At 59.9% G+C, this 22,410-nt stretch carries 20 protein-coding genes; 13 read left to right on the top strand and 7 right to left on the bottom strand.

Annotated elements, in window-relative coordinates:
• Window positions 1-24 precede the first annotated feature (24 nt).
• The 5 genes from soxB (at window position 25) to hemA (ending at window position 6,066) form a co-directional block, all read left to right on the top strand.
• On the top strand, window positions 25-1,722 hold the full coding sequence (soxB, locus tag Q0M35_RS03170; protein WP_295312116.1) for a thiosulfohydrolase SoxB: 1,698 nt from the start codon (window positions 25-27) through the stop codon (window positions 1,720-1,722).
• A gap of 18 nt (window positions 1,723-1,740) precedes the next feature.
• Entirely contained in the window at window positions 1,741-3,015 is a 1,275-nt protein-coding gene (gene soxC, locus Q0M35_RS03165; RefSeq protein WP_295312114.1) for a sulfite dehydrogenase, read from the top strand.
• Entirely contained in the window at window positions 2,999-4,291 is a 1,293-nt protein-coding gene (locus Q0M35_RS03160) for a c-type cytochrome (RefSeq protein WP_295312112.1), read from the top strand. Before soxC ends, Q0M35_RS03160 begins: the two co-directional genes overlap by 17 nt.
• Before the next feature lie 129 nt (window positions 4,292-4,420).
• Window positions 4,421-4,849 (top strand): DUF302 domain-containing protein, encoded by a 429-nt coding sequence (locus Q0M35_RS03155; RefSeq protein ID WP_295312110.1) that lies wholly within the window; start codon window positions 4,421-4,423, stop codon window positions 4,847-4,849.
• Entirely contained in the window at window positions 4,849-6,066 is a 1,218-nt protein-coding gene (hemA, locus tag Q0M35_RS03150; RefSeq protein WP_295312108.1) for a 5-aminolevulinate synthase, read from the top strand. The genes Q0M35_RS03155 and hemA overlap by 1 nt, the downstream gene beginning before the upstream one ends.
• Window positions 6,067-6,191: 125 nt before the next feature.
• Here hemA and Q0M35_RS03145 read toward each other — a convergent pair whose 3' ends face one another.
• The 3 genes from Q0M35_RS03145 to Q0M35_RS03135 all read right to left on the bottom strand — a co-directional run bounded on the left by Q0M35_RS03145 (window position 6,192) and on the right by Q0M35_RS03135 (window position 9,277).
• Window positions 6,192-7,238 carry a YeeE/YedE family protein gene (locus tag Q0M35_RS03145; protein WP_295312107.1) on the bottom strand — a complete coding sequence of 349 codons (1,047 nt, stop codon included), beginning with the start codon at window positions 7,236-7,238 and terminating at the stop codon, window positions 6,192-6,194.
• 180 nt (window positions 7,239-7,418) lie between these two features.
• A complete protein-coding gene (locus tag Q0M35_RS03140) occupies window positions 7,419-8,366 on the bottom strand; it encodes an MBL fold metallo-hydrolase (protein ID WP_295312105.1) in 948 nt (315 codons plus the stop codon).
• Window positions 8,366-9,277, bottom strand: coding sequence for an MBL fold metallo-hydrolase (locus Q0M35_RS03135; protein WP_295312103.1), 912 nt, complete (start codon window positions 9,275-9,277; stop codon window positions 8,366-8,368). The genes Q0M35_RS03140 and Q0M35_RS03135 overlap by 1 nt, the downstream gene beginning before the upstream one ends.
• A gap of 310 nt (window positions 9,278-9,587) precedes the next feature.
• On the opposite strand from Q0M35_RS03135, the gene Q0M35_RS03130 reads away from it, so the two are divergent.
• Both Q0M35_RS03130 and cls read left to right on the top strand, forming a co-directional pair.
• Complete coding sequence (locus Q0M35_RS03130; RefSeq protein ID WP_295312100.1) at window positions 9,588-10,274, top strand: endonuclease/exonuclease/phosphatase family protein; 687 nt, start codon at window positions 9,588-9,590, stop codon at window positions 10,272-10,274.
• A complete protein-coding gene (gene cls, locus Q0M35_RS03125) occupies window positions 10,268-11,701 on the top strand; it encodes a cardiolipin synthase (RefSeq protein WP_295312087.1) in 1,434 nt (477 codons plus the stop codon). The genes Q0M35_RS03130 and cls overlap by 7 nt, the downstream gene beginning before the upstream one ends.
• 238 nt (window positions 11,702-11,939) lie before the next feature.
• On the opposite strand, the gene Q0M35_RS03120 is transcribed toward cls, so the two are convergent.
• The 4 genes from Q0M35_RS03120 to Q0M35_RS03105 form a co-directional block, all read right to left on the bottom strand.
• Window positions 11,940-12,701, bottom strand: a complete 762-nt coding sequence (locus Q0M35_RS03120; RefSeq protein ID WP_295312085.1) for an SDR family oxidoreductase — start codon at window positions 12,699-12,701, stop codon at window positions 11,940-11,942.
• Between the two features lie 12 nt (window positions 12,702-12,713).
• Window positions 12,714-13,697 carry an acetamidase/formamidase family protein gene (locus Q0M35_RS03115; protein ID WP_295312080.1) on the bottom strand — a complete coding sequence of 328 codons (984 nt, stop codon included), beginning with the start codon at window positions 13,695-13,697 and terminating at the stop codon, window positions 12,714-12,716.
• An 88-nt stretch (window positions 13,698-13,785) separates the two neighbouring features.
• Window positions 13,786-15,096, bottom strand: a complete 1,311-nt coding sequence (locus Q0M35_RS03110; protein ID WP_295312077.1) for a glutamine synthetase family protein — start codon at window positions 15,094-15,096, stop codon at window positions 13,786-13,788.
• Window positions 15,093-15,941: a MurR/RpiR family transcriptional regulator gene (locus Q0M35_RS03105; protein WP_295312076.1), complete on the bottom strand. Its 849-nt coding sequence runs from the start codon at window positions 15,939-15,941 to the stop codon at window positions 15,093-15,095. Before Q0M35_RS03105 ends, Q0M35_RS03110 begins: the two co-directional genes overlap by 4 nt.
• Window positions 15,942-16,138: 197 nt before the next feature.
• Here Q0M35_RS03105 and Q0M35_RS03100 point away from each other — a divergent pair, with 197 nt between their 5' ends.
• The 6 genes from Q0M35_RS03100 to Q0M35_RS03075 are packed head-to-tail and all read left to right on the top strand — an operon-like array spanning window position 16,139 to window position 22,286.
• Window positions 16,139-16,792, top strand: a complete 654-nt coding sequence (locus Q0M35_RS03100; protein WP_295312074.1) for an isochorismatase family cysteine hydrolase — start codon at window positions 16,139-16,141, stop codon at window positions 16,790-16,792.
• Between the two features lie 34 nt (window positions 16,793-16,826).
• Window positions 16,827-18,707, top strand: a complete 1,881-nt coding sequence (locus tag Q0M35_RS03095; protein ID WP_295312072.1) for a branched-chain amino acid ABC transporter ATP-binding protein/permease — start codon at window positions 16,827-16,829, stop codon at window positions 18,705-18,707.
• The gene (locus tag Q0M35_RS03090) at window positions 18,704-19,855 is read left to right on the top strand and encodes an ABC transporter substrate-binding protein (protein WP_295312070.1); all 1,152 of its coding nucleotides are present in this window, start codon (window positions 18,704-18,706) and stop codon (window positions 19,853-19,855) included. Before Q0M35_RS03095 ends, Q0M35_RS03090 begins: the two co-directional genes overlap by 4 nt.
• Window positions 19,856-19,865: 10 nt before the next feature.
• Window positions 19,866-20,579, top strand: a complete 714-nt coding sequence (locus Q0M35_RS03085; protein ID WP_295312068.1) for an ABC transporter ATP-binding protein — start codon at window positions 19,866-19,868, stop codon at window positions 20,577-20,579.
• Window positions 20,580-20,582: 3 nt separating this feature from the next.
• Entirely contained in the window at window positions 20,583-21,470 is an 888-nt protein-coding gene (locus tag Q0M35_RS03080; protein ID WP_295312066.1) for a branched-chain amino acid ABC transporter permease, read from the top strand.
• Between the two features lie 45 nt (window positions 21,471-21,515).
• A complete protein-coding gene (locus Q0M35_RS03075) occupies window positions 21,516-22,286 on the top strand; it encodes an N-formylglutamate amidohydrolase (protein WP_295312064.1) in 771 nt (256 codons plus the stop codon).
• The last annotated feature ends 124 nt before the right edge of the window (window positions 22,287-22,410 follow it).

The following is a 22,410-nucleotide window of genomic DNA, read 5'->3' as shown; positions in this document are numbered from 1 at the left end:
CATATGTAATGAAAGATATCCGAAATGATCTCAAGACGTGATTTCCTGCAGGTTGGCATGGCGGCATCCGCACTCTATGGCGGCTCCGGGTTCGGCAACTGGGCGCGACTGGCGGCGCAGCAGGCGCTGACGCAGGACGATTTGCTGGCGTTTGAAACCTTTGGCAACGTTTCTTTGATCCACGTCACAGATATCCACGCGCAGCTGAAACCGGTCTATTTCCGCGAGCCCTCAGTCAACATCGGGGTCGGTGAAAACAAGGGAGAGGTCCCGCATGTCACCGGCGCTGATTTCCGCAGACTCTACGGGATCGAAGACGGATCGCCGTCTCACTACGCGCTGTCTTCCGGTGATTTCTCGGCCCTTGCGAAAGGCTATGGCAGGGTCGGCGGGCTGGACCGGGTGGCGACGGTAATCAATTCAATCCGCGCAGACAGACCGGATGCCCTGTTGCTGGATGGCGGTGATACCTGGCACGGGTCTTACACCTGCCATCAGACCGCCGGTCAGGACATGGTCAATGTGATGAACGCTCTGCGTCCTGACGCGATGACCTTCCACTGGGAATTCACGCTCGGCAGTGACCGGGTAGCGGAGATTGTGGAAAGCCTGCCCTTTGCAGCCCTGGGGCAGAACATTTTCGATGCCGAATGGGACGAGCCCGCGGAGCTTTTCAAACCTTATAAGATGTTCGAGCGGGGTGGGACAAAGATCGCCGTCATCGGGCAGGCCTTCCCCTATATGCCGATCGCCAATCCGGGGTGGATGTTTCCGGAATATTCCTTTGGCATCCGCGACGAAAACATGGCCGCCATGGTTGATGAAGTCCGTGCCGCCGGCGCAGAATGCGTTGTTGTGCTAAGCCATAACGGGTTTGATGTGGATAAGAAGATGGCCGGCATCGTGCCCGGCATTGACGTGATCCTCTCCGGGCATACTCATGACGCTCTGCCGGAGCCTGTCGTGGTCGGAGACACAATCATCCTGCCGTCCGGGTCCAACGGCAAATTCGTGACCCGTCTTGATCTCGATATCCGCGACGGACGCATGATGGGCTACCGCTCGAAACTGATTCCTGTTTTCTCGGATGTTATCGAACCCGATGCCGGGATCACGTCGCTCATTGCTGAGCAGCGTGCGCCGTATGAGGCGGAGATGTCGGAAGTGATCGGCAAGACAGACAGCCTTCTCTACCGCCGGGGCAATTTCAACGGCAGCTGGGATGACCTGATTTGTGATGCGCTGCTCTCGGAGCGGGATGCGGAGATCGCTCTGAGCCCCGGTGTGCGCTGGGGGCCCTCGCTTATCCCGGGACAGGAGATCACCAGAGAAGATATCTGGAACGTGACATCCATGTCGTACGGCAAAGCCTACCGCAGTGAGATGACAGGTGAATTCCTCAAGGTCATTCTTGAAGACGTGGCCGATAATATCTTCAATCCCGATCCCTACTACCAGCAGGGGGGTGACATGGTGCGAACCGGCGGTCTTGGCTACAGCATTGATGTGAGCAAGCCACAGGGTGAGCGTATCAGCAATATGACGCTGCTCTCCACCGGTGAGGCAATTGATCCGCAACGCGCCTATGTCGTCTCGGGCTGGGCGTCGGTCAATGAAGATACCGAAGGACCACAGATATGGGACGTTGTGGAAAGCCATATCCGCAAGCTCGGAACTGTTGTGGTCGGGCCCAACAACAGCGTCGAAGTGACCGGAATCTGAGAAAGGAGATCCTGGAGCATGAACCGTAAGCTGACCAATACATCCAGACGTGCTTTCCTGAGGGGCAGTGCCGCAATGGCCGCCGGAGGGCTGGCGGGTGCTGCCGGTGCCAACGGCGCGGATCCGCTGATCACCGAGACACAGGACTGGGCGATCTACACCGGCGCGGGTGTTGATGAAACGCCCTATGGCCTGCCGATCCGGTTTGAGGAAGACGTGGTACGACGCAATGTGGAGTGGCTGACGGCGTCCCCGATCTCATCGATTAACTTTACCCCGATTCATGCGCTGGACGGCACGATCACCCCGCAGGGCTGCGCCTTTGAGCGGCATCATTCGGGGGCAATTGAGCTGAGCAAGCAAGACTACCGGCTGATGATCAACGGTCTCGTCGATACCCCGCTGGTTTTTGATTACAGCGACATAGAAAGATTTCCGCGCGAAAATCACGTGTACTTCTGTGAGTGCGCGGCAAACACCGGTATGGAATGGGCAGGTGCCCAGCTCAACGGCGTGCAGTTCACGCACGGGATGATCCACAACATGGAATATACCGGCGTTCCCCTGCGCACATTGCTGAACGAGGCAGGGCTCGGGGCAGCGGGTGATCTTGCGGACAAATGGGTGTATGTCGAGGGCGCGGATGCATCCTCTAACGGCAGGTCAATTCCGATGGAAAAGGCGCTGGATGACGTTCTGGTCGCCTTCAAAGCCAACGGCGAGGCCCTGCGCATGGAGCACGGATACCCGGTACGGCTTGTTGTACCCGGCTGGGAAGGCAACATGTGGGTCAAATGGCTGCGCCGCATAGAGGTAACCGATATGGCCGTGGGCAGCCGTGAAGAGACGTCAAAATATACCGATGTCTACGAAGATGGTATCGCCCGCAAATGGACCTGGGTGATGGACGCAAAATCGGTGATCACATCACCCAGCCCGCAATCGCCGATCGGACACGGGCACGGGCCGATGGTCATCTCGGGTCTGGCCTGGTCAGGACACGGACAGATCACACGCGTTGATGTCTCCAAAGACGGCGGCATGTCATGGGAAACAGCGCGATTGGGCAAGCAGGGCGATAGCAAGGCTCTCACACGTTTCTACCTTGATACGACCTGGTCGGGCGAAGAGATGCTTCTTCAGTCGCGCGCAATGGATGAGACCGGATATGTGCAGCCAACAAAAACGCAGCTGCGCGAGCAGCGCGGAGAGAACTCAGTTTATCACAACAACTGCATCCAGACCTGGTATGTGAACGCAGAAGGGGTTGCTGAAAATGTCGAAGTCTCCTGAAATTCTGTTGCCCGCACTGGGTGTCACAGGAATTGTGCTCGGGGCAGTCGCCGTCTTCTCAGCGCGTAATTACGAAGACGCCGAAGTCGCCGCTCTGCAGGGTCGGATTGCGCAGATCGAAACACGTATCGACGAGGCCACTGGTGCCGCCGCGACGGCCCGGGAGGAGGCGGACGCCGAAACTGCCCGTGCCACAGCCCTTGAGGCGAGGGTCAGCGAAATTCAGGCCGCCACGGCGGAACGCGGAACCGGCGGTCTGTCACTGACGGCACCGGCCCCGCAACGGGGTGACGGATACGGCCTCGGCCGAACCGCGCTTGATGAAGAGATCGCCGCCTGGGACGTGGATGTGCTGCCTGACGGTCGCGGTCTGCCCGAAGGCCGCGGCGACGTGTTTACCGGCGAGGAAAAATTCGCGGAGGCCTGTGCTTCCTGTCACGGTGATTTTGCCGAGGGTGTCGGCAACTGGCCGGTGCTCGCGGGCGGCTTTGACACACTGGCCCGCAAGGATCCGGTCAAGACGGTCGGCTCATACTGGCCGTATCTTTCAACGGTGTGGGATTATGTGCACAGGTCCATGCCGTTTGGTCAGGCGCAGACGCTCAGCGATGATGATGTCTATGCGATCGTTGCCTATATTCTTTATTCAAATGACCTCGTCGACGAAGAGTTTGAACTCAGCCACGAGAATTTTGGCGACGTGGAGATGTACAACGCCGACGGCTTTGTCGTCGATGACCGCCCTGAGCGGGAATACAGCGCGTGGCGTCTGGATCCGTGCATGGAGAACTGTAAGGAATCGGTGTCGATCACGATGCGATCGACTTTCCTTGATGTGACCCCCGAGGACGGGGGCGAGTCCGTGATGAACGACGCCTCAACCGGCGATGGCCCGGTCTTTTCGGCAGAGCCCGCGCAGGATGCCACCGCCGGAACAGAAGCTTCGGCATCAGACGATGCAATGATCGAAGCGGGTGAGCGGGTGTTCCGGAAGTGCAAAGCCTGTCACCAGATCGGGGAGGGGGCAAAAAACCGTTCCGGCCCGCTACTGACCGGTGTCACTGGTCGCACCTTCGGCGCTGTTGACGGCTTCAAATATTCCGACGCTTTTGAGGAAGCTGCCACCGAAGGCCGTAACTGGACCGAAGAAGAAATGGTGGCGTTTCTGGAAAACCCCAAAGAGCATATGCCGGGCACACGGATGAGCTTTCCCGGCCTTAAAGATGATGCGGATATCGCAGCTGTCATTGCGTACCTGAAAAGCTTTGACGGATAGCATTAAGCGCAGATCCGGGCAGCCTGTCAGGGCTGCCTGAGCCCGGAGTATGTGAAAGCCGGGCGTTGCAGACCGGCCGGCAGCAACACAGAGCTGACGCTGCAGGCAGGCACATTACCGGGAGGAAATATGAAACATCTGATTTCAGGACTATTTGCCATCGCAGCGGGCACCGCTACCGCACAGGAAGCAGTGATCACGCCTTATGATGGCAGCTTTGAAGATGCGACTTTTGCCGTTGAAAGCGCGATCGTAGCAAAGGGGCTCGTCATCGATCATGTCAGTCACGTGGGCGAAATGCTGGCGCGAACCGGCGCAGATCTCGGATCCGATACGGTAATCTTTGAGGCGGCGGATGTCTTTCTGTTCTGTTCTGCCGTTCTGTCGCGGGAAGTCATGGAGGCCGATCCGATGAACATCGTGCATTGTCCCTATAACATCTTTGTGGCTTCGCGGGACGGTGAGGTCATCATCGGCCACCGCGATTATCCTCAGGGATCCATGGACAAGGTCGAGGAGTTCCTTGCGGACCTGGTCGCAGAGGCCGCCGCTTTCTGATGGACTATCAGAAGTTTTTCCGCGCGGGTCTGGAAGACCTCATAGACAGCGGCAACTATCGCGAATTTGCCGAACTTGAACGGTATCGAGGGGCTTTCCCCAAAGCACGTTGTCATGGCGGTGCGGGCGATGTGACAGTCTGGTGCTCTAACGATTATCTGGGCATGGGGCAGCACCCTGCAGTACTTGCGGCCATGCACGAGGCGCTGGACCGCACCGGCGCCGGTGCCGGTGGCACCCGGAATATTTCAGGAACCACACATGACCATGTGCTGCTGGAAGCCGAACTCGCCGATCTGCACGGGAAAGAATCTGCGCTGCTTTTCACCTCGGGTTATGTGTCGAACTGGGCGGCTCTCGGAACGCTTGCGCAGAAAATCCCGGACTGTGTTGTGTTGTCGGATGCATCAAACCACGCGTCGATGATCGAAGGTATCCGACATTCCCGTGCGCAGAAGGTGATCTGGAAGCACAACGATCTTGCAGATCTCGAAGCAAAGCTGCAGGCGTTGCCGCTCGACCAGCCCAAACTTATTGCGTTCGAGAGTGTCTATTCGATGGATGGCGACATTGCGCCGGTTGCCGGGATCTGTGACCTGGCGGACCGCTATGGCGCGATGACCTATCTGGACGAGGTTCACGCGGTCGGTCTTTACGGTCCGCGCGGTGGCGGTATTGCGGAGCGTGAGGGATTAACGGACCGGCTGACCGTTATTGAGGGAACGCTGGGAAAGGCCTTTGGTGTCATGGGCGGATACATCGCCGCCTCTCCGGAGTTGTGTGATTTTGTCCGTTCGTTTGCGTCCGGATTCATCTTTACCACCGCATTGCCACCAGCCGTCGCAGCGGGTGCAGCAGCTGCAGTGCGTCATCTCAAGAGCAGCAGCTCAGAGCGGATCGCGCACCAGCAACAGGTCGCGGATCTGCGCGCGCGCTTTGACGATATCGGTCTGCCGCATATCGACAACGAGAGCCATATCATTCCCGTGGTTGTCGGTGATCCGGTGAAATGCAAATACATCTCCGACATTCTCCTGCGTGATTACGGGATTTATATCCAGCCGATTAATTATCCGACTGTACCCGAAGGCACCGAGCGGCTGAGGATCACGCCATCACCGGTTCATTCCGATGCGGACACAGACCACCTTGTGACCGCCCTGGCCGAACTCTGGACGCAATGTGCACTCGCCAGACGGCCGATGGCCGCCCAGTAGCCTTCTATGGGCGCTGATCCGGGATGATGTGATCAGCGGGCCTTGTCTCAGGGTCGCGGAATAAGCGGTCCGTCAGGCCCGCCGCCTCACTGTTTCGGAGAGATCTGATGATGGCCGGGGCGTTATCAGGCAAGAGCCCGGGCGCCTCGTCGGAATGCCGGGAACTGCCGGGTCAGAGCGGCACCGGCGATGATTGATCCGAGTGCCAGCAGGGCCGAAACGCTCAGCATGGCCCCACCGCTCAGACCGGCACCCACAGTGCAGCCGCCCGCGAGCACGCCCCCAAGTCCCATCAGGGCACCACCGCTGATGTAACGGAGTGTCTCTGAGGGTGCGGTGAAGCTTTGCAAGGCCAGTTCACCGCGCAACGCGGCGCTTGAAAAGCTGCCCAGCACCACACCACCGATGAACCCGGCGCCGAAGCCTGCAGGGATCGCAGAGGAGGCAATGAACCAGAAAAGCGTGTCCGACCAGGGCAGTGTAAAGGCAGCAGATTGTGCGGGCAGCGGATCGAATTCATCAAAGAGCAGCACGCTCGTGGTCATCCATCCGGCGACCGAAACCATCCCGATCACGCCGCCGAGCAGGATGTGAAGAGGGCGCGTGCCGCTGGATCGGGCCAGGTAAAGCGCGAGACCCATCAGACCAATGCTCAGCGCAGGCGCGACGCCGGGTGCGGAGGCAAGCGTTCCAACCGGCAGATCGACAGACACCGACCCCAGTGCCGTGCGCAGGGGCGCCAGCACGCCCTTGAGTGTTGCATGCGCGACAAGAGCAAAGACCGCCAGAACAACCACCGCGCGCAGGTTTCCGGTGCCGCTGAGCACTGTCAGGCGTGATACGCAGCCCCGCGTCAGTACCATCCCGGCCCCGAAAAGCACCCCGCCGGTTACGATTGCCAGTACCGGAATGTTTGCGGACATCAGCCGGTGATCTGATACCTCCACAAAGCCGGTGAAGCGGGCCGCAGCAAACGCACCGACCGACACGGCGAGCGCTGAAATCCAGACCGATGCCGCCGATGAATCCGGGCCGCCTTCACCGGCGACCGCACGTCTCAGACAAAAGCGTGAAATCTGAGCACAGGCCCCGAAAACTGCACCGATCGCCAAAGCGAACAGCAGGTGCAATGTGTGAACGGGCAGCGACAGGTCATATAATTCAAGCAGCATCAGCAGCACTCCTCAGAGCGCTGGAAATTGGGCTTCTGAGGCTGATTGTCAAGCGCGGCCGCCGGTCAGATTGTTCTGCCGATGCTTCCTGCGGGAGAACAGAATTCCGGTTGCGCGGTTGTGCCAACGCCGTAGTAACACCGGCTTTCCGGAATTCGCTATAGCGTTCCTAATTCAGGATTACTCAAATTCCATCTGTTCGTAAATCCGGCCGGCGTTTCGGGTCGCCAGCTCCTCATAGGTATCGAGATGGGCAAAAGGGGTCTGATCGACGTAATAGGCGTCTTTCAGGTCACCGCCGTTTTCCAGGTGCTCGCCGATTTTTTCGCGCAGATAGACCAGATAATCCCGCGTGTACCGCCTGACCTGCGCCATATTGGTGGGGTGTCCGTGCCCTGGAATGACATAGGTCGCGTTCAGCGCCTCGAAACAGCACTCCCAGGTCTCGATCCAGTCCAGCGCGACGGTGTCATCAAAGATCGGCAGCATGCGCTCGTGAAAGGCCATATCGCCGGCAATAACAAGACCCTGCTCCGGCAGCCAGACCTGGGTATCGCCTGGTCCATGCGCCGGTCCCAGGTGCAGCACTTCGATGCGGAAATCGCCCATCTCTATGATGCGCTTGTCTTCAAAGGTCTCGGTGGGGGCGGCGACAAAGGTGCCTTCAGCTTTATCCTGGTTATACCGTTTCATACTCTCGAGGATGCGTGGCCCGTTCTCTTCGATTTCGTGTGCTGCATCGACATGCGCCAGGATCGGCACTCCCTGTTCGGACCAGTAGGAATTGCCGAGCATGGCATGGCCCTGGCCGTTTTCATCGATGACCAGTTTCACGGGCTGGTCGGTCACCTTCAGGATTTCCTGGTGCAAAGCCTCTGCCAGAATATAGGCTGCACCGCCGTTGATAACGATCACACCGTCTCCGGTGACGATAAAGCTGAGGTTATTGTTGTGACCGCTGTTTTCATAGGTCGGCGGGGCGGTGGCGCCAATGGCAGACCAGACATGCGGGATAACCTCGACGGGCTTGGCGTAAAGCGGCGAGCCCGGGTACTGATCGGGAATATCCTCGCTCGCCTGCAGCACGGCAGGGAGAAAAGCAAAGAAAGCAGCGATTACCCTGTGCATCAGATATCTCCGGAAAGGAAAGTATAGCCGTCCGGTGCCTGCTCAATGCGGCCCATGCCGCCGTCAGGCAGATGGAAGCCGATCACCGGCAGCTGTTCGGAGACGATCCTGTCGATCAGCATTTTTCGTGCCCTGACCGCCGTTTCGGGGTCCTGGTCAGATCCGCTCAGCCACTCCGGCCGCCGCAGGGCCACATGGTGGTTGCCGATCGCATCGCCGACGATCATTGCGCTTTCGGACCCGTTTCGTACCTCAAAGGCCATATGGCCGGGCGTGTGCCCCGCACTGAGAACAGAGCTGATCCCGGGCAGTATTTCCTCGCCGTCCCCGAAAAGTTGCACCGACCCTTCGATGGCCTCCATCCGGCGCTTTGCGCCAACGGCCATCGCGACCCTCTCTTCCTGTATTGTGTTCACCGTGTCCGGGCTCCACCAGTAATCCCATTCGGCCCGGCCCATCATGTAAGTTGCTTCGTAGAACAGCGGCTCATCGAAATCGTCCAGCAGCCCCCATATGTGATCGGGATGGGCATGGGTGAAAACGACATGGGTGATATCCGCTGGTGCAAGACCCAGAGCATCAAGGCTCGCAGTTACAGTGCCCGCCGTCGGCATAAAGTCGGGCCCGGCACCCACATCGAAGAGAACGATATTTTCACCGTCGCGGTAGAGGGTCACATTGCATTCAGGTGTCAGCCGTTCCTGCGACACATCGAAATCGCGGAGTACAACCGCCAGCTCATCCTTTGGCATCGGCCCGAATATGAAATCTCCGGGCAGCACAAGGTTTCCGTCACTGACTGTCGTCAACGTCGCTTCCCCGAGGCTCAGGTCCGACCGGGCAAGACCGGGAAAAGCCGCCAGAGCGGACAATGAAAGACCAGATCGCATTATACCTCTGCGCGTCAGCATAGCGTCATCCTTACAAATTCATTTTTTAGAATATGAACGCAAATGCGGACTGGTGCAACTGCAATATGCCCTTGCAGAACGGCTCATGCGACCGGAGCGCGCGCCTGGCCCCCGGGCCTGGTGTGGCCGTCCGTGCGGGCATCAGATTTTCTCCTGCAAAAGGCTGTGCAAGGTCAGAACCCGGCTGCGCAAAGGCCGGCAGCAGGATTTCGCAGGCGACCCTACCGCGCGCTGCGGCGAAGCACTTCCATGTCCCCGCGCGTCCTGCCAGAATGACGAGGGACACAAGGACCAGAGCACCAGGTCACGGATGAGAATTGCAAGCTATAACATTCGCAAAGCTGTCGGACTGGACTGGCGCCGTGATCCGCACCGGATCGTGGATGTCATCGGGGAAATGGATGCGGATATCGTGGTGCTTCAGGAGGCGGATAAACGCCTTGGCCAGCGCCCCGGCGTCCTGCCGCTGGACCGGCTGCGTGATGAGCACGGTTTTATTCTTGCCAGACATTCCCTGACCGGTCAGAGCCATGGCTGGCATGGCAATGCCATTCTCTACAGGGCGGGCCGTTTCCGGCCGCCGGGCACGGAGCGCATTCCGCTGCCCGCACGGGAGCCGCGCGGCGCGATTGCTGCACACTTTGATGTCAACGGTTTTGCCGTGGTGGGCGCGCATCTGGCGCTGACCACAGGGATCAGAAAGCAACAGCTGCACGCCCTGTGCGCCCACGCCGGCAACTCAGGCATTCCCACCATCATCGCGGGGGATTTCAACCACTGGGGCCGGCAACTGCCGGTGGGCGGACATGAAGTGATAACTCCTGGTCTGAGCTTTCACGCAAGCCGTCGTGTGGCCGCGCTGGACAGGTTTGTCTTATGCGGCGACGTGACCGCCCTGACCTTTGGCGTCCACACATCGCTGAAAGCGCGCCGTGCCTCCGATCATTTGCCGGTCGTTCTGGATTTTGACATCCCGGGAGACCGCAGAACGTGCTGATTTTACTGACCACCGGCCATGCTTTGCTGGTCGTCGCATTCACGATCCGGATTCTGCTGCGTGATGACCTGTCACCGCCGGCGAGGCTTGCCTGGTTCATCGTGATCAATGTCGTGCCCTACGTCGGCAGTTCCACTTATTTTCTGTTCGGAGAGGTCGAAATCGGGCACCGGGCAAGTAACGAACGCAAAAAGATCCTGGCAGAACTCAGGCTGCTTGCCGGAGATGTCCCGGGCGACCCGGAAATCGGTTCCGGCCTGATCGAGGCCGCATATACGCCGGCCTTCAGATACGCGGCTTCGATAAACGGGCTGCATCCTGTGCCGGATAATCGCGCGGAACTGATGGGCACGCCTGACGAGACGCTGGACCGGATGGTGCAGGATATCGACGGCGCGACAGAGCATGTGCATATACTAACCTACATCTGGCTTGATGACCTGACCGGGACGCGCATTGCAGAGGCGCTCATCCGCGCAAGCGGTCGCGGCGTTACCTGTCGCGCGCTGGCCGACGGTCTGGGATCGCGCAAATTCGTCGCCTCGCCATTGTGGAAGCGGATGGCAGAAGCCGGCGTGCACACAGGCGTATCGCTGTCGCTCAGCAATCCTCTTCGCACGATCCTGACCAGCCGCCTCGACATGCGCAATCACCGCAAGATAACCGTGATTGATGGCCGGATAACCTATTGCGGCAGCCGGAATGCCGCCGATCCGGAGTTCCGGGTGAAGCCCAGGTTTGCGCCGTGGATCGATATTATGCTGCGTTTTGAAGGGCCCGTCGTCGCGCAGAACCAGTTACTTTTCATTCTCGACTGGACGGCGGCGACGGGCGAGAAATTCGATAAACTGCCAAACGGGGAGTCTGCGCGGAAAGGCGGGTTCCCTGCGCTGGTTGTGGGCGACGGTCCGACAATGCGCCGTGGGGCAACACCACAGCTTTTCTCCAGCCTGATTTCCTGTGCCCGGAGCGGGATCACAATCTCAACCCCCTATTTTGTACCCGATGCGACCTTGCTGGAATCGCTTTGCGCTGCTGCGCATCGCGGTGTTCGGGTGACCCTGATCTTCCCGGCGCGCAATGACAGCTGGGTTGTCGCGGCAGCAAGCCGCAGCTATTACCGCCGTCTTCTGGAAGCAGGTTGCATTATTTATGAGTTCGAGGGAGGCCTGCTCCATGCCAAAACCTTCACCATGGACCGGAAGGTATCTGTAATCGGATCGACCAATCTCGACCTGCGCAGTTTTGATCTGAATTATGAAAACAACATCATACTTCAGGATGAGACTGTCACAGATGCCGTCTGCGCGCGGCAGGCAGAATATATTTCCAGCGCAGTGCAGGTTGATCTGTCGCAGGTTCTTGCCTGGTCACCGCAGCGCCGGATCTGGAACAACGTCATTGCGACGGTCGGACCGATTCTGTGATGCCCGGCAAAAGAGCCGGCCTGAACAGACAGGGCCGCGCGCATGCCGGAGCACTCAGGGCAGACTGAAACAGAGCAGGTGAAGTTGCCGGAAAAATCACATGGATCCGGCGCACCGCCCCAACAGACCAACGCGCAACCGGGCGTTTCACAACAGGGTCGCCGGCCCTGGTCAACTGTTATGTGTACCACGACCCGCCATCATATCAGTTGACGGTTCAGCCGGTTCAGGGAGCAGATTAAAGCTGCACCCCTTTTGTCAGGGCGCCGTCAATCACCAGATTGGTGCCCGTGGTGAAGGCTGAGGCGGGGCTTGCGAGAAACACCACACCACGGGCAATCTCCTCCGGGCTCGCCATACGCCCCATCGGGTTCAGGCTCATGGCCTCGGCAAAAAGCTCAGGATTATTCTGCTCAATCGACTGCCAGATGCCACCTTCGAAGTACGTATTGCCGGGCGAAACCGTGTTGGCGCGGATGCCTTGTGGTGCCAGTTTCATCGCCTGGCCCTGGGCATAGTGCACGAGGGCTGCCTTAAACGCGCCGTAGGCCGGCCCGGTAAAGTCGATCTCGCGTCCGGAGACAGATGAAATCAGCGTGATCGAGGCCGCATCGGATTTCTCCAGCCAGGGCATCGCTGCATTCACCAGCCGTACCGAATGCATCATGTCCACGGCGAACCCAGCTTCCCAGGCGGCCTCGTCATCAGCAACGGCGAGCGCCGAGACATTCGCCACGATCATGTCGATGCCACCGAGGGCACCGGCAGCATCCGCGACCCAGGCCTCCAGCGCGGCCTTGTCAGCAACATCGACGGCTGCGCCGTATGCGGTGACGCCTTTGCTTTTCAGCGCATCGACACAGTCTGTGACTGCTTCTGCATCGCGTGCACAGATCGCCACATGCGCGCCCTCATTTGCGAAAATCTCAGCGCAGTGGCGCCCGATGCCTTTGGTGCCACCGGTGATCAGAACGCGGCGTTCCTTTAATCCCAGATCCATCACGTAACTCCTTCAGACCAGATATTTTTTCAACATTGACGCTCCGAGGGTGTACTTGGGGTCAACCATATTGCCGACGCGCATTTTCCCGGCCTGTGTCGCCAGAAAATAGGCCTCGGACTCCTCAAAGCCGTAGTCTTCGACCATCCAGCGGACGAGATCACGGTAGGCCATGCGGGCAGCGTCCTCCATCGGCCGGGCTGATCCGACCGACATGATAAAGTCTTCGGTTTCCAGCCGTACGCCGGGGATCGCCCAGTCTTTGATCAGATCGATCTGCAGCACGACCGTCGCCGGGATCTCAACCGCCACGCCGCAAAGCTCGCCATCACCCTGGCGTCCGTGACAGTCACCGACAAAGAAATGCGCGTCCTGCCGCTGCACCGGGAAATAGACCACTGCACCCGGGGCCACATCGGGCAGGTCCATATTACCGCCCCAGTAGTCAGGTTGCAGCGAGGACACGGCCTCGATCTCCGGACTGATGCCCATGGTCCCGATGAAAGGTTCAAACGGCAGCGTGATGCGGTCAGAGAAACGGACACCATCTTCAGTCACATCCATCTTCTTGACGCGCTCAGTGATGGCCGGATTGAGCATCATACTGGCATCAGCAACCAGAGCGCCGAAGCTGGGAATCAGCGCTGTGGTGCCTGCAGGTTGCGGCCCGCGTGGCAGGACCGAGTGGATATGGACGGCCAGCACATCGCCTTTTTCCGCGCCGGTGACGGCAATGGGCCCGTTCTGCGGATTGACGAAGGGCATGTTCAGCACGTCGGAGGGCAGATCTTCCTCGCTGGTGATCGCACCGCCGAAGGCATCCAGCGTTTCCACCTCGACCACATCTCCGGGAGAAATCCGCAGTACCGGCTCGGAATAGGGCCCGTAGACATAATGGAAAGTACCTTGGTCCTCCTCGCTCAGCCGGTGTTTTGCTCCGGCGGCGCCCTTTGCAGCGGCCGTGCGGCCCATAAACGATGTTGAAATCCAGGACATGGCGTTCTGCCTCCTCTGGCTGGTGTCACTTCAGTGCTGAGCTAGTGTTCCCGCGGCGAAAGCACAGGGCAGGCGACACAGCGCCCTTTCAGTAAGTATTTTCATAGGCCGCGCAGCGTGCCGGCGTATCCATCTCCGCCAGGTGTGTGATTTCGGCCTTTTTGTGCGCGCAGTAGACAGCGGCGAAAGCATCCGGGAACCACCCCGTCACAACCGGATTTTTTTCAAAAACCGACAGGGCCGCCTCAAGCGTTTCCGGCAAGCGCACGTATCCTCTGGCGTCCAGCTCGTCGGGCGGCAGAAGCGAGAGATCTTCTTCGGTCGGTGCAGGCGCTTTCAGACCTTCTTCAACGCCCTGCGCGCCCGCATGAATGATCGCGGCAAGCGCCAGATAGGGCGAGGCTGCCGCATCCGCCGCGCGGTATTCGAGATTGAACTGACGGGCGATTGACTGTGGGTCTTTCGCCGTCACCGGACAGACCCGAAGCGAGGCCTCCCTGTCGCGAAACCCCAGATTATTATAGGCAGCGGACCAGCGATGCGGGGTCAGACGCTCATAGGAAATCACCGACGGCGCGGTCAGCGCGACGATATCCGGCAGATACTTCAGCACACCTGCTGCAAAAGCACCGGTCATTTCAGACATTCCGCAGGGGCCTTCCTCGTCATAGGTAAGGGGTGCGCCGTTATCATCCACAAAGCTCATGTGGATATGCACGCCGTTGCCGACACTGGCCGGATCGCGGATCGGTGTGAAGGTCGCCACTGTGCCCGTCGCACGCGCGGCAGAGCGGGTGAGTTCACGCAGCACGACGGCTTCGTCGGCGGCCCGGACACCCCGGGCCGGTCCCACGACCACCTCATACTGATCGGGCCCGTATTCCTTCATGATGCTGTCAGGCTCCAGCCCGGCCGATTTCAGTGCGGCCATCAGTGTTTCGCACAGGTCGCGCTGCAGCTCAAACCCCTCACGGGTGTAGGCCTGGTTTGGCACCGGCGCTTCGCTTTTGATCTGAAACTCGTGTTCAAAGGCGCAGACCAGATTTGCGCCCGCAACTCTGTGCAACCGGTCCAGTGCGGATTTCAGCACAGAGCGCATGCAAAAATCCCAGGGCGCGCCCTCGAGCGTGGTGATGTCAGACATGATAAAACGCTCAGTGCGTCCTCCCGGCAGCGTCACATCGGCAGATGCCTCCCGGTCCGGGATCAGAAGCAGATCTCCCAGAGCGCCGAAAGGGGTCTCCGCGATCCGGTCAAAACAGGTGATCTGTACATTCGTGGGCGTCCAGCCGAGCCCCCGCTTAAGGCGGCGTTCCAGCTGGTCGGCCGGGAAAGCCTTTCCCCGCACCTTTCCGGCAATGTCGCAGACAGCGGCAAATATGAGCGGAACCTCAGTCATGTCAGATCGTCCTTTGAGGGCTGTCTCAGTTTCTCCCACGCTTCCATACGGGCGCGTGCTTTGTCCCAGTCATGCTCGGCAATCTGCGTCACAATCGCTTCGGTAACCGCGAGAGCTGCGGAATAGGTGTCCCACAGGGTGCCGCTGTCAATAGGCACCGGCAGGACTTCATGGGCGTGTTTCGCGACAGGCGAAATCCACTTGTCCGTCATCAGCAGGATCCGGGCGTTCCTGTTGCGCGCGGCGCTGCACGCAAGGCGTTCCAGCCGCTTTTCGTAGCGCCGGAAGTCCACAAGATAGAGAATATCTCCCTGTCGCATGCGCATCAGGTAGTCGGGCCAGATTTCCGGATCGGTCGGCAGATGGGTGACATCCTTACGAATGAGCCGCAGATGAAAGGTCAGATGCCTGGCGATCGTGTCGCTGATACGCCCGCCCAGCACATAGATGCGCCGCTTCGGATCTGTCAGCAGGGTGCAGATCTGCAAAAACTGCTCTTCTGTGATGGCATCGGCGGCCATGGCCATTTGCGAGGTGGATTTGGCAATGAAATCCTTCAGGAACCCGCCCTCGACAGGGCGGTCCGGCGCATGCAGATCCAGCGGCGAGCGCAGGCCCTGCTTGAGCTCTGAGATCAGCTCGCGCTGAAATTCCTGATACCCCTCAAGGCCGATCTTGGTCACGAAACGGGAGATGGACGGGGCCGATACCTCCGAATGGCGGGCAAGCTCGTGGATCGGGTTAAGCCCGGAGAACGGATAGTCTGACAGAATAGTGGCGGCCAGTTTGCGCTCGCGGATCGTGAGAGTGTCAGCAGCTTTCTCGATGCGTTCGCGGATGATCATGCGGGGTCCGGGTGCCTTGTGTTTGGGCAAGGTTGTGTGAACTCAGCTTTCACGTCAACTAATATTGTTGACTCTGAAATTCTTATTTCGTTTCCTGAAGGCGGGTGCCTCCTGAAGGGGCGGGGGCTCGCGCGGGTGATCCTTTCGCGGCTGCCCCTCATCCGGCAACCATTCGCTTCATAAGGAATACGCAGGAAATGAAAGCAATCCCGGAGAGTGTTCTGACGCGGGAAGTGCCGCTTGTGCCCGAACAATCGGCGCTTCTTTTCATTGATGTTCAGAATTTCAGCGCCAGACGCGACGGAGCGGAATTCAAAGACATGCCGGATGCGGAATTCACCGAAAAATACGGCTGGTTTTTCGAAGAGCTGAAATCGCGCGTGGTCCCGAACATGCAAAAGCTGCAAACCGGATGCCGCGCGGCTGGGGTTGAAGTGCTCTACACGACCATCGAAAGCCTGACCAGAGACGGCCGCGACCGGAGCCTTGATTACAAAATCTCCGGCTTCAACGTGCCCAAAGGATCCTGGGACGGTAAGGTGCTCGACGACATTGCACCCGGGGATGACGAGATCGTTTTGCCCAAGAGTTCCTCGTCGGTCTTTGTCTCAACTCATATCGACTACATCCTGCGCAACCTTGGCGTAAAACAGATCGTGCTGAGCGGTCTTATTACCGATCAGTGCGTGGAAAGTGCCATTCGCGACGCCTGTGATCTTGGTTATCTGGTGACGCAGGTCACGGATGCCTGCCTGACCTATTCACAGGAACGGCATGATCAGTCTCTGCGCGCGATCAAAGGCTACTGCCGTCAGGTCACGACGCAGGAGTTACTGGATGAGCTGTCTTAGATGACACGAGGCACGTCAAAGCAAGGCCCGCCGCATGGGTGACGCAAACCTTCTGACGTTTCCCGCGCGGCTGCGTGCCGCGAACTTGGTGCGGACGCTGGTCTGCCTGGTGGTGCTGGCTGTGGCCGTGGCGGTACTGACTCTGGTCTTCGGACGGTCCGGAGAGCGTATCGCAGTGCAGATGTGCGTCAATGTTGCGGCAGTCGTAGCGCTGGGCGTCTTCTGCGGGAACACCGGCATCGTCTCGTTCGGCCACGGGGCTTTCATGGCGATCGGTGCGTATCTCTCGGGCATTCTGACAATGCCTGCGGGGATCCAGCGGACGTCGCTGCCGGACCTGCCCGCGTTTCTGGCCGGGCACGAGCTGTCGCTCTGGACGGCCCTGCCTGTTGTGGCACTTACGGGCCTCGTCTTTGCCGCCATCAGCGGCACCGCCATAGCACGGCTCATGGGGGCATCGGCCGCGATTGCATCGCTTGGCCTGCTGATCATCACCCATGGTGTGGCCGTCGGCGCCCGCGAGATCACCCGCGGCAGCCAGACCTTTTTCGGGGTGCCACGGGTTGTCGATCTGTCGCTGGCCTTCGGAGCTGCGGTCGTCTTCATTCTTCTGGCGCGCGCGTATCGCGAAAGCCCCGCAGGCCTGTTCGCAAGGGCCGCGCGCGATGATGATGCCGCCGCGGCGGCCCTCGGGATCAATCCGCGGCGCACGCGCTTCGTCAGCTGGTGCCTTTCGGGCGCTATGTGCACCGTCGCCGGCGCTCTTTACGGGCATATGCTGGGCGCGTTTTCGCCGGCCTCTTTCTACCTGTCGCTGGTCTTTGCCCATGTGGCGATGATGATCGTGGGGGGCATGGCCTCGGTTGGCGGCGCGGTCACCGGGGTGATCGGGATCACGCTGCTTCAGGACGGCGTACGACAGTTCGAGGGTGGCGTGGAGGTATTCGGCGTGGCCCTGCCGGAAGTGTTCGGCCTCACCACAGTGTCGCTGGGGCTGGCGATCCTGCTGGTGATATGGCTGAGACCCACGGGTCTGGTGGGCCGGTTCGAGCTCGGGCCAGGGGCTGGTGCGCGCATCTTCGAGCGGATCTCACGGGAGACCAGCCCGGCCCGGGCGCCGGCGCGTGTCTCCGAAGAAATCCTTGAGGCAGAGCAGCTTTCCAAGAGCTTTGCCGGGGTCAAAGCAGTGGACCACATGACGTTTGCCGCTCCCACAGGTCGCGTCACCGGGCTGATCGGCCCGAACGGCGCGGGAAAGTCCACGCTCGTCAATCTTATTACGCGCCAGTACCATGCCGACGGTGGTAAAACCCTTCTGTCCGGACGAGATCTGAGCACGGTGTCTGCCGAAAACGTGGCCCGCGCCGGGATCTCGCGCAGTTTTCAGAACCTGCGCCTGTTCCAGGGGCTGACAGTTTATGAAAACGTACTTGTCTCCGCCCTGGCCGCCGGTCATCGCGGCGCACAGGCCGCCGCTGTAGCACTGCGCGAACTCCGGGCCTTTGATCTGGGAGATCTTGCCGCGACGCGCGCGGATGCGCTTTCTTACGGAGCCCGCAAAAGGCTCGAAATTGCCCGCGCTATTGCACAGGAGCCGGTCATCCTGCTGCTGGATGAGCCCGCAGCCGGTATGAACCCTGCCGAAACCGATGATCTGGCCGACCGGCTGATGCAGATCCGCGACGAGCGTGGCATCGGTATCCTGCTCATCGATCACGACCTGCACTTCGTCAACCGGCTCTCGGGTTGGACGGTGGTAATGCATCGTGGCACGCTGATCGCCGAAGGCGCCCCTGACGAGGTGCGCGCCGATCCGGCCGTCATCGAGGCCTATATCGGTCGTGGTCGCACAGCGGCGGCCATAACCAGAACAACCAAAGAAGAAACTTTACCGCAACAAGGAGTAAGACCATGACTTTCAAGAAACTGCTTTTGACCACAACAAGCGCACTGGTGCTCACCGGGGCGGCACAGGCCGAAGACTATGTGATCGGCGTGATGTCGGCGCAATCGGGCTATCTGGCCCCCTACGACGGACCGGCTTATGCGGGCTTTCAGTTCTGCGTCGACCAGAAAAACGCAGCCGGCGGTCTGAACGGCGAATACATGGTGAAAACCATCGTCAAAGACACACGTTCCGACATCGCCGAAGGCGTGAAAGTGGTGCAGGAAATGCTGGATGACGGCGCACAGTTCATCGTCTCCTCGGCAGACGCCGACCCCACGATCGCCGCGGCCCAGATCACCATGGCAGATGGCATCCCGACCATGACATTTGCGGGTACAGCGCCGGTGCTGACGCAGGTGGGTCCGCATGTTTTTGGCAGCTATCCGGCGGATAACCAGCAGGGTGCCGTACTGGCAGCCTACGCCCGTGATCAGGGTCTGGAAAACGTTTATCTGGTGAAATCGCCGGACAGTGCCTACACACTGGGCGGGCCTGAGTATTTCGGTGAAGTCTTTGAATCGCTGGGTGGCAACATCGTCGGCACGTCGAACTATTCTCTCAACCAGCCCGATTTTTCCGCCATCGTGACAACCATCAAGGCCGCTGAACCGCAGCCTGACGTTATCGTCACATGGGCCTGGGAGCCGGACTTCCCGGCCTTTATCAAAGCGCTGCGTGGTGCTGGTCTCGACACGCAGGTGATGGGCGGCGATGTGCTCGACACGCCGACGGTCCGCGGCCTTGGTGATGTGGTGGACGGGGTGGTGCATACCTCCGGCGGCTTCCCGGATGAAGGATCGGATTATGCCAAATTCATCGACGATTTCAAAGCCGCGACCGGCACGACACCGGACAACAACTACTACGTCAACGGCTGTGACATCGTGAACATGATTGAACAGGCCGTCGCGGCTGCCGGTTCGACAGATCCTGTGGCGGTGACCGAAGCCATGGCAGAGATCGAGAACGGCAAGGGCATCATGTCTGATTTTACATTCAAAGGAACAGACCGGATGCCGCTGCGTGACGTGGTTGTGGCGCGGATTACAGGCGACGGCGAGAAGGAGTTCGTGAAACGGACCAAAGCCGATCCCGCAACCCTGCCAAAGCCGTAAGAACGCGGGCATGGAAACCGCACTCACCATCAGGGGGCTCGACGTCCGGTACGGACCGGTTCAGGCCACGCGGGGCGTGGACCTGACGGCGGCCGTGGGCGGCGTCACAGCCCTTCTGGGGGCAAACGGCGCCGGCAAGACATCTACGGTGATGGCGATTGCCGGTGCGTTGCGGATCTCCGGTGGGTCGGTTTCCATTTTCGGCCAGGACATGACAGGGGCTGCGCCCGACGCCATTGTGCGCGCGGGCGTGGCCATCTCTCCCGAAGGCAGGCGCGTTTTCTCTGCGCTCTCTGTCGAGGACAACCTGACACTCGCAGGTTCGGTCGTGGCTGACACTGCCACAGCACTCGACCGCAAGAACGCGATGATGCAGCGCTTTCCGATCCTTGGCGAACGGCGCAAACAACTCGCGGGCCTTCTGTCCGGCGGTGAGCAGCAGATGCTGGCTGTCGCGCGGGCGCTGATGAGCGGGCCGCGGCTCTTGTTGATGGATGAGCCCTCGCTGGGGCTTGCCCCGCAGATGGTCGACGCGATTTTCGCCATCATCGAAGAACTGCGCGACGAAGGTATTTCAATCCTGCTGGTCGAGCAGAACGCCACTCTGGCGCTCGATGTGGCAGATCATGCGGTCATTCTTGCAAACGGTGCCGTCGCGGCTGCCGGCGCGCCGGATGACCTGAAAAATGACAAGCTGCTCCAGGCAGCCTATCTGGCGGCCTGAGACATGGACCTGATCATCCAGCAATCAATCAACGCAATCAGCCTCGGCGGTGTTTATGCGATGCTGGCCCTCGGCCTTGCCATCGTCTTCTCCATCGTGGGGCTGATTAATTTCGCCCACGGCGATATCATGACCTTTGGCGGCTATGGAATTTTCCTGTCGCTGGCGTTTGGCATGTCGCCGGTGGCGGCTCTGGCCATTGGTATCGGTGCGGCAGTGGTCATGGCGCTGACGCTTGAACGCACAGCCTTCCGGGCGATGCGCGGGGCTGATGTGGTCACCCTGCTGATCACCAGTTTTGCCGTCTCCGAAATCCTCAAGGTTCTGTTTCAGAACACGATTTCTGCGCGTCCCGTACCCATTTCCTTTCCCGCGGCCTGGTCCGGCACCTATGAGATCGGCGGGGCCACCATCGGGGTCGTGCCGACGGTGTCGATCATTGTGGCCTTCGTCTCGCTGCTCGGGCTGACCCTGATCCTGCGCCGTACAGCGACCGGCATGGCTATGCGTGCCGCAGCCGAGGATCTGGAGATGCTGAAACTGCTGGGTGTGCGGGCCAACCGCGTCGTGGCGATGGCCTTTGCGCTCTCAGGTCTGCTCGCGGGTATCGCGGCGGTGATCTGGACAGCGCAGCGCGGATCGGTCGATCCGATGATGGGGTTCTTCCCGGTGCTCAAGGCCTTCATTGCCACGGTTCTGGGCGGCCTGGGCAGCCTCGGAGGCGCGGTGCTCGGCGGTTTTGTAATCGGCGTGCTTGAAGTGCTGACCCAGGCGTTTCTGCCTGACGGGCTCTCTCCGTACCGCGATGCGATCGTGCTGGCGCTGGTGATTGCTGCGTTGCTCTGGAGACCCGACGGGCTCCTGCCCGCTCAGAATGCCAACCGGTCGTGAGGCGCCGTCGCGCAGGGTCTGCAACGGCATGCGCGGGACAATCAAATGAATGACCTGAATTGTGGAAAAATGCTGCTGACACCAAGTGACCCGCCGCCCGTGGAATGGGTGAACCGCGAGAGCACGGCCCCCGTTCTGCTTCTGTGTGAACATGCAGGTAAGGCGATCCCGGCAAAGCTTGATGGGCTGGGGCTGCCGCAGGGGGCGGTGGATCTTCACATCGGATGGGACATCGGCGCGGAGCGGCTTGCGCGGTCTCTCGCGGCCAAACTCTCCGCGCCGCTTATCCTGCAACGTTACAGCCGCCTTGTAATTGACTGCAACCGACCGCCTGGCACACCGGGGTCGGTCCCCGAGATCAGCGATCATGTCGTCATTCCGGGTAACAGCAATCTCAGCCCTGCGGCGCGCAGGGAGCGGGAAAAGCTGATCTTTGACCCGCTGAACGAGGCAATCGCCGAAGGGTTTGCGCAGAACCCGCGCCGTGCCGCGTTTTCAGTCCACAGTTTCACCCGGCAGATGTGCCGGGGCGACCGGCGGGAATGGGATGCGGGGTTTCTCTGCCGTCGCGACCTGGAAACAGCGCGGGTCTTTCCGGATGCGTTGAAACGCGCTCGCCCGGACCTGAACCTTGCCATCAATGAGCCCTATCAGATCGAGGAAGACGGCGACTGGTTTATCCCGCACCATGCCGAGCCGCGCGGCATCCGTCACTGCCTTATCGAGGTCTGTAACGACCAGTTGCACAGCGAAAAGGCGGTCGCGGAGTGGGCCGGTCTGCTTGCCCGTGCAATCGACGAAGTGCTCAGGACCTGAGCGAGCGCTCAGCTTTGCCAGAGTGCAACTTCTGCCAGAACTGTATCGAGGGTTTCGACGATCATATCGACATCATCGGCTTCGATCGTCAGGGGCGGGCGGATTTTCAGAATATTGTCCTTTG

Source organism: Roseobacter sp. (assembly GCF_024639605.1).
Classification (GTDB): Bacteria; Pseudomonadota; Alphaproteobacteria; order Rhodobacterales; family Rhodobacteraceae; genus Roseobacter.
The sequence above is the reverse complement of the archived record's forward strand: the minus strand, read 5'-3'. Positions and strand labels throughout refer to the sequence as shown.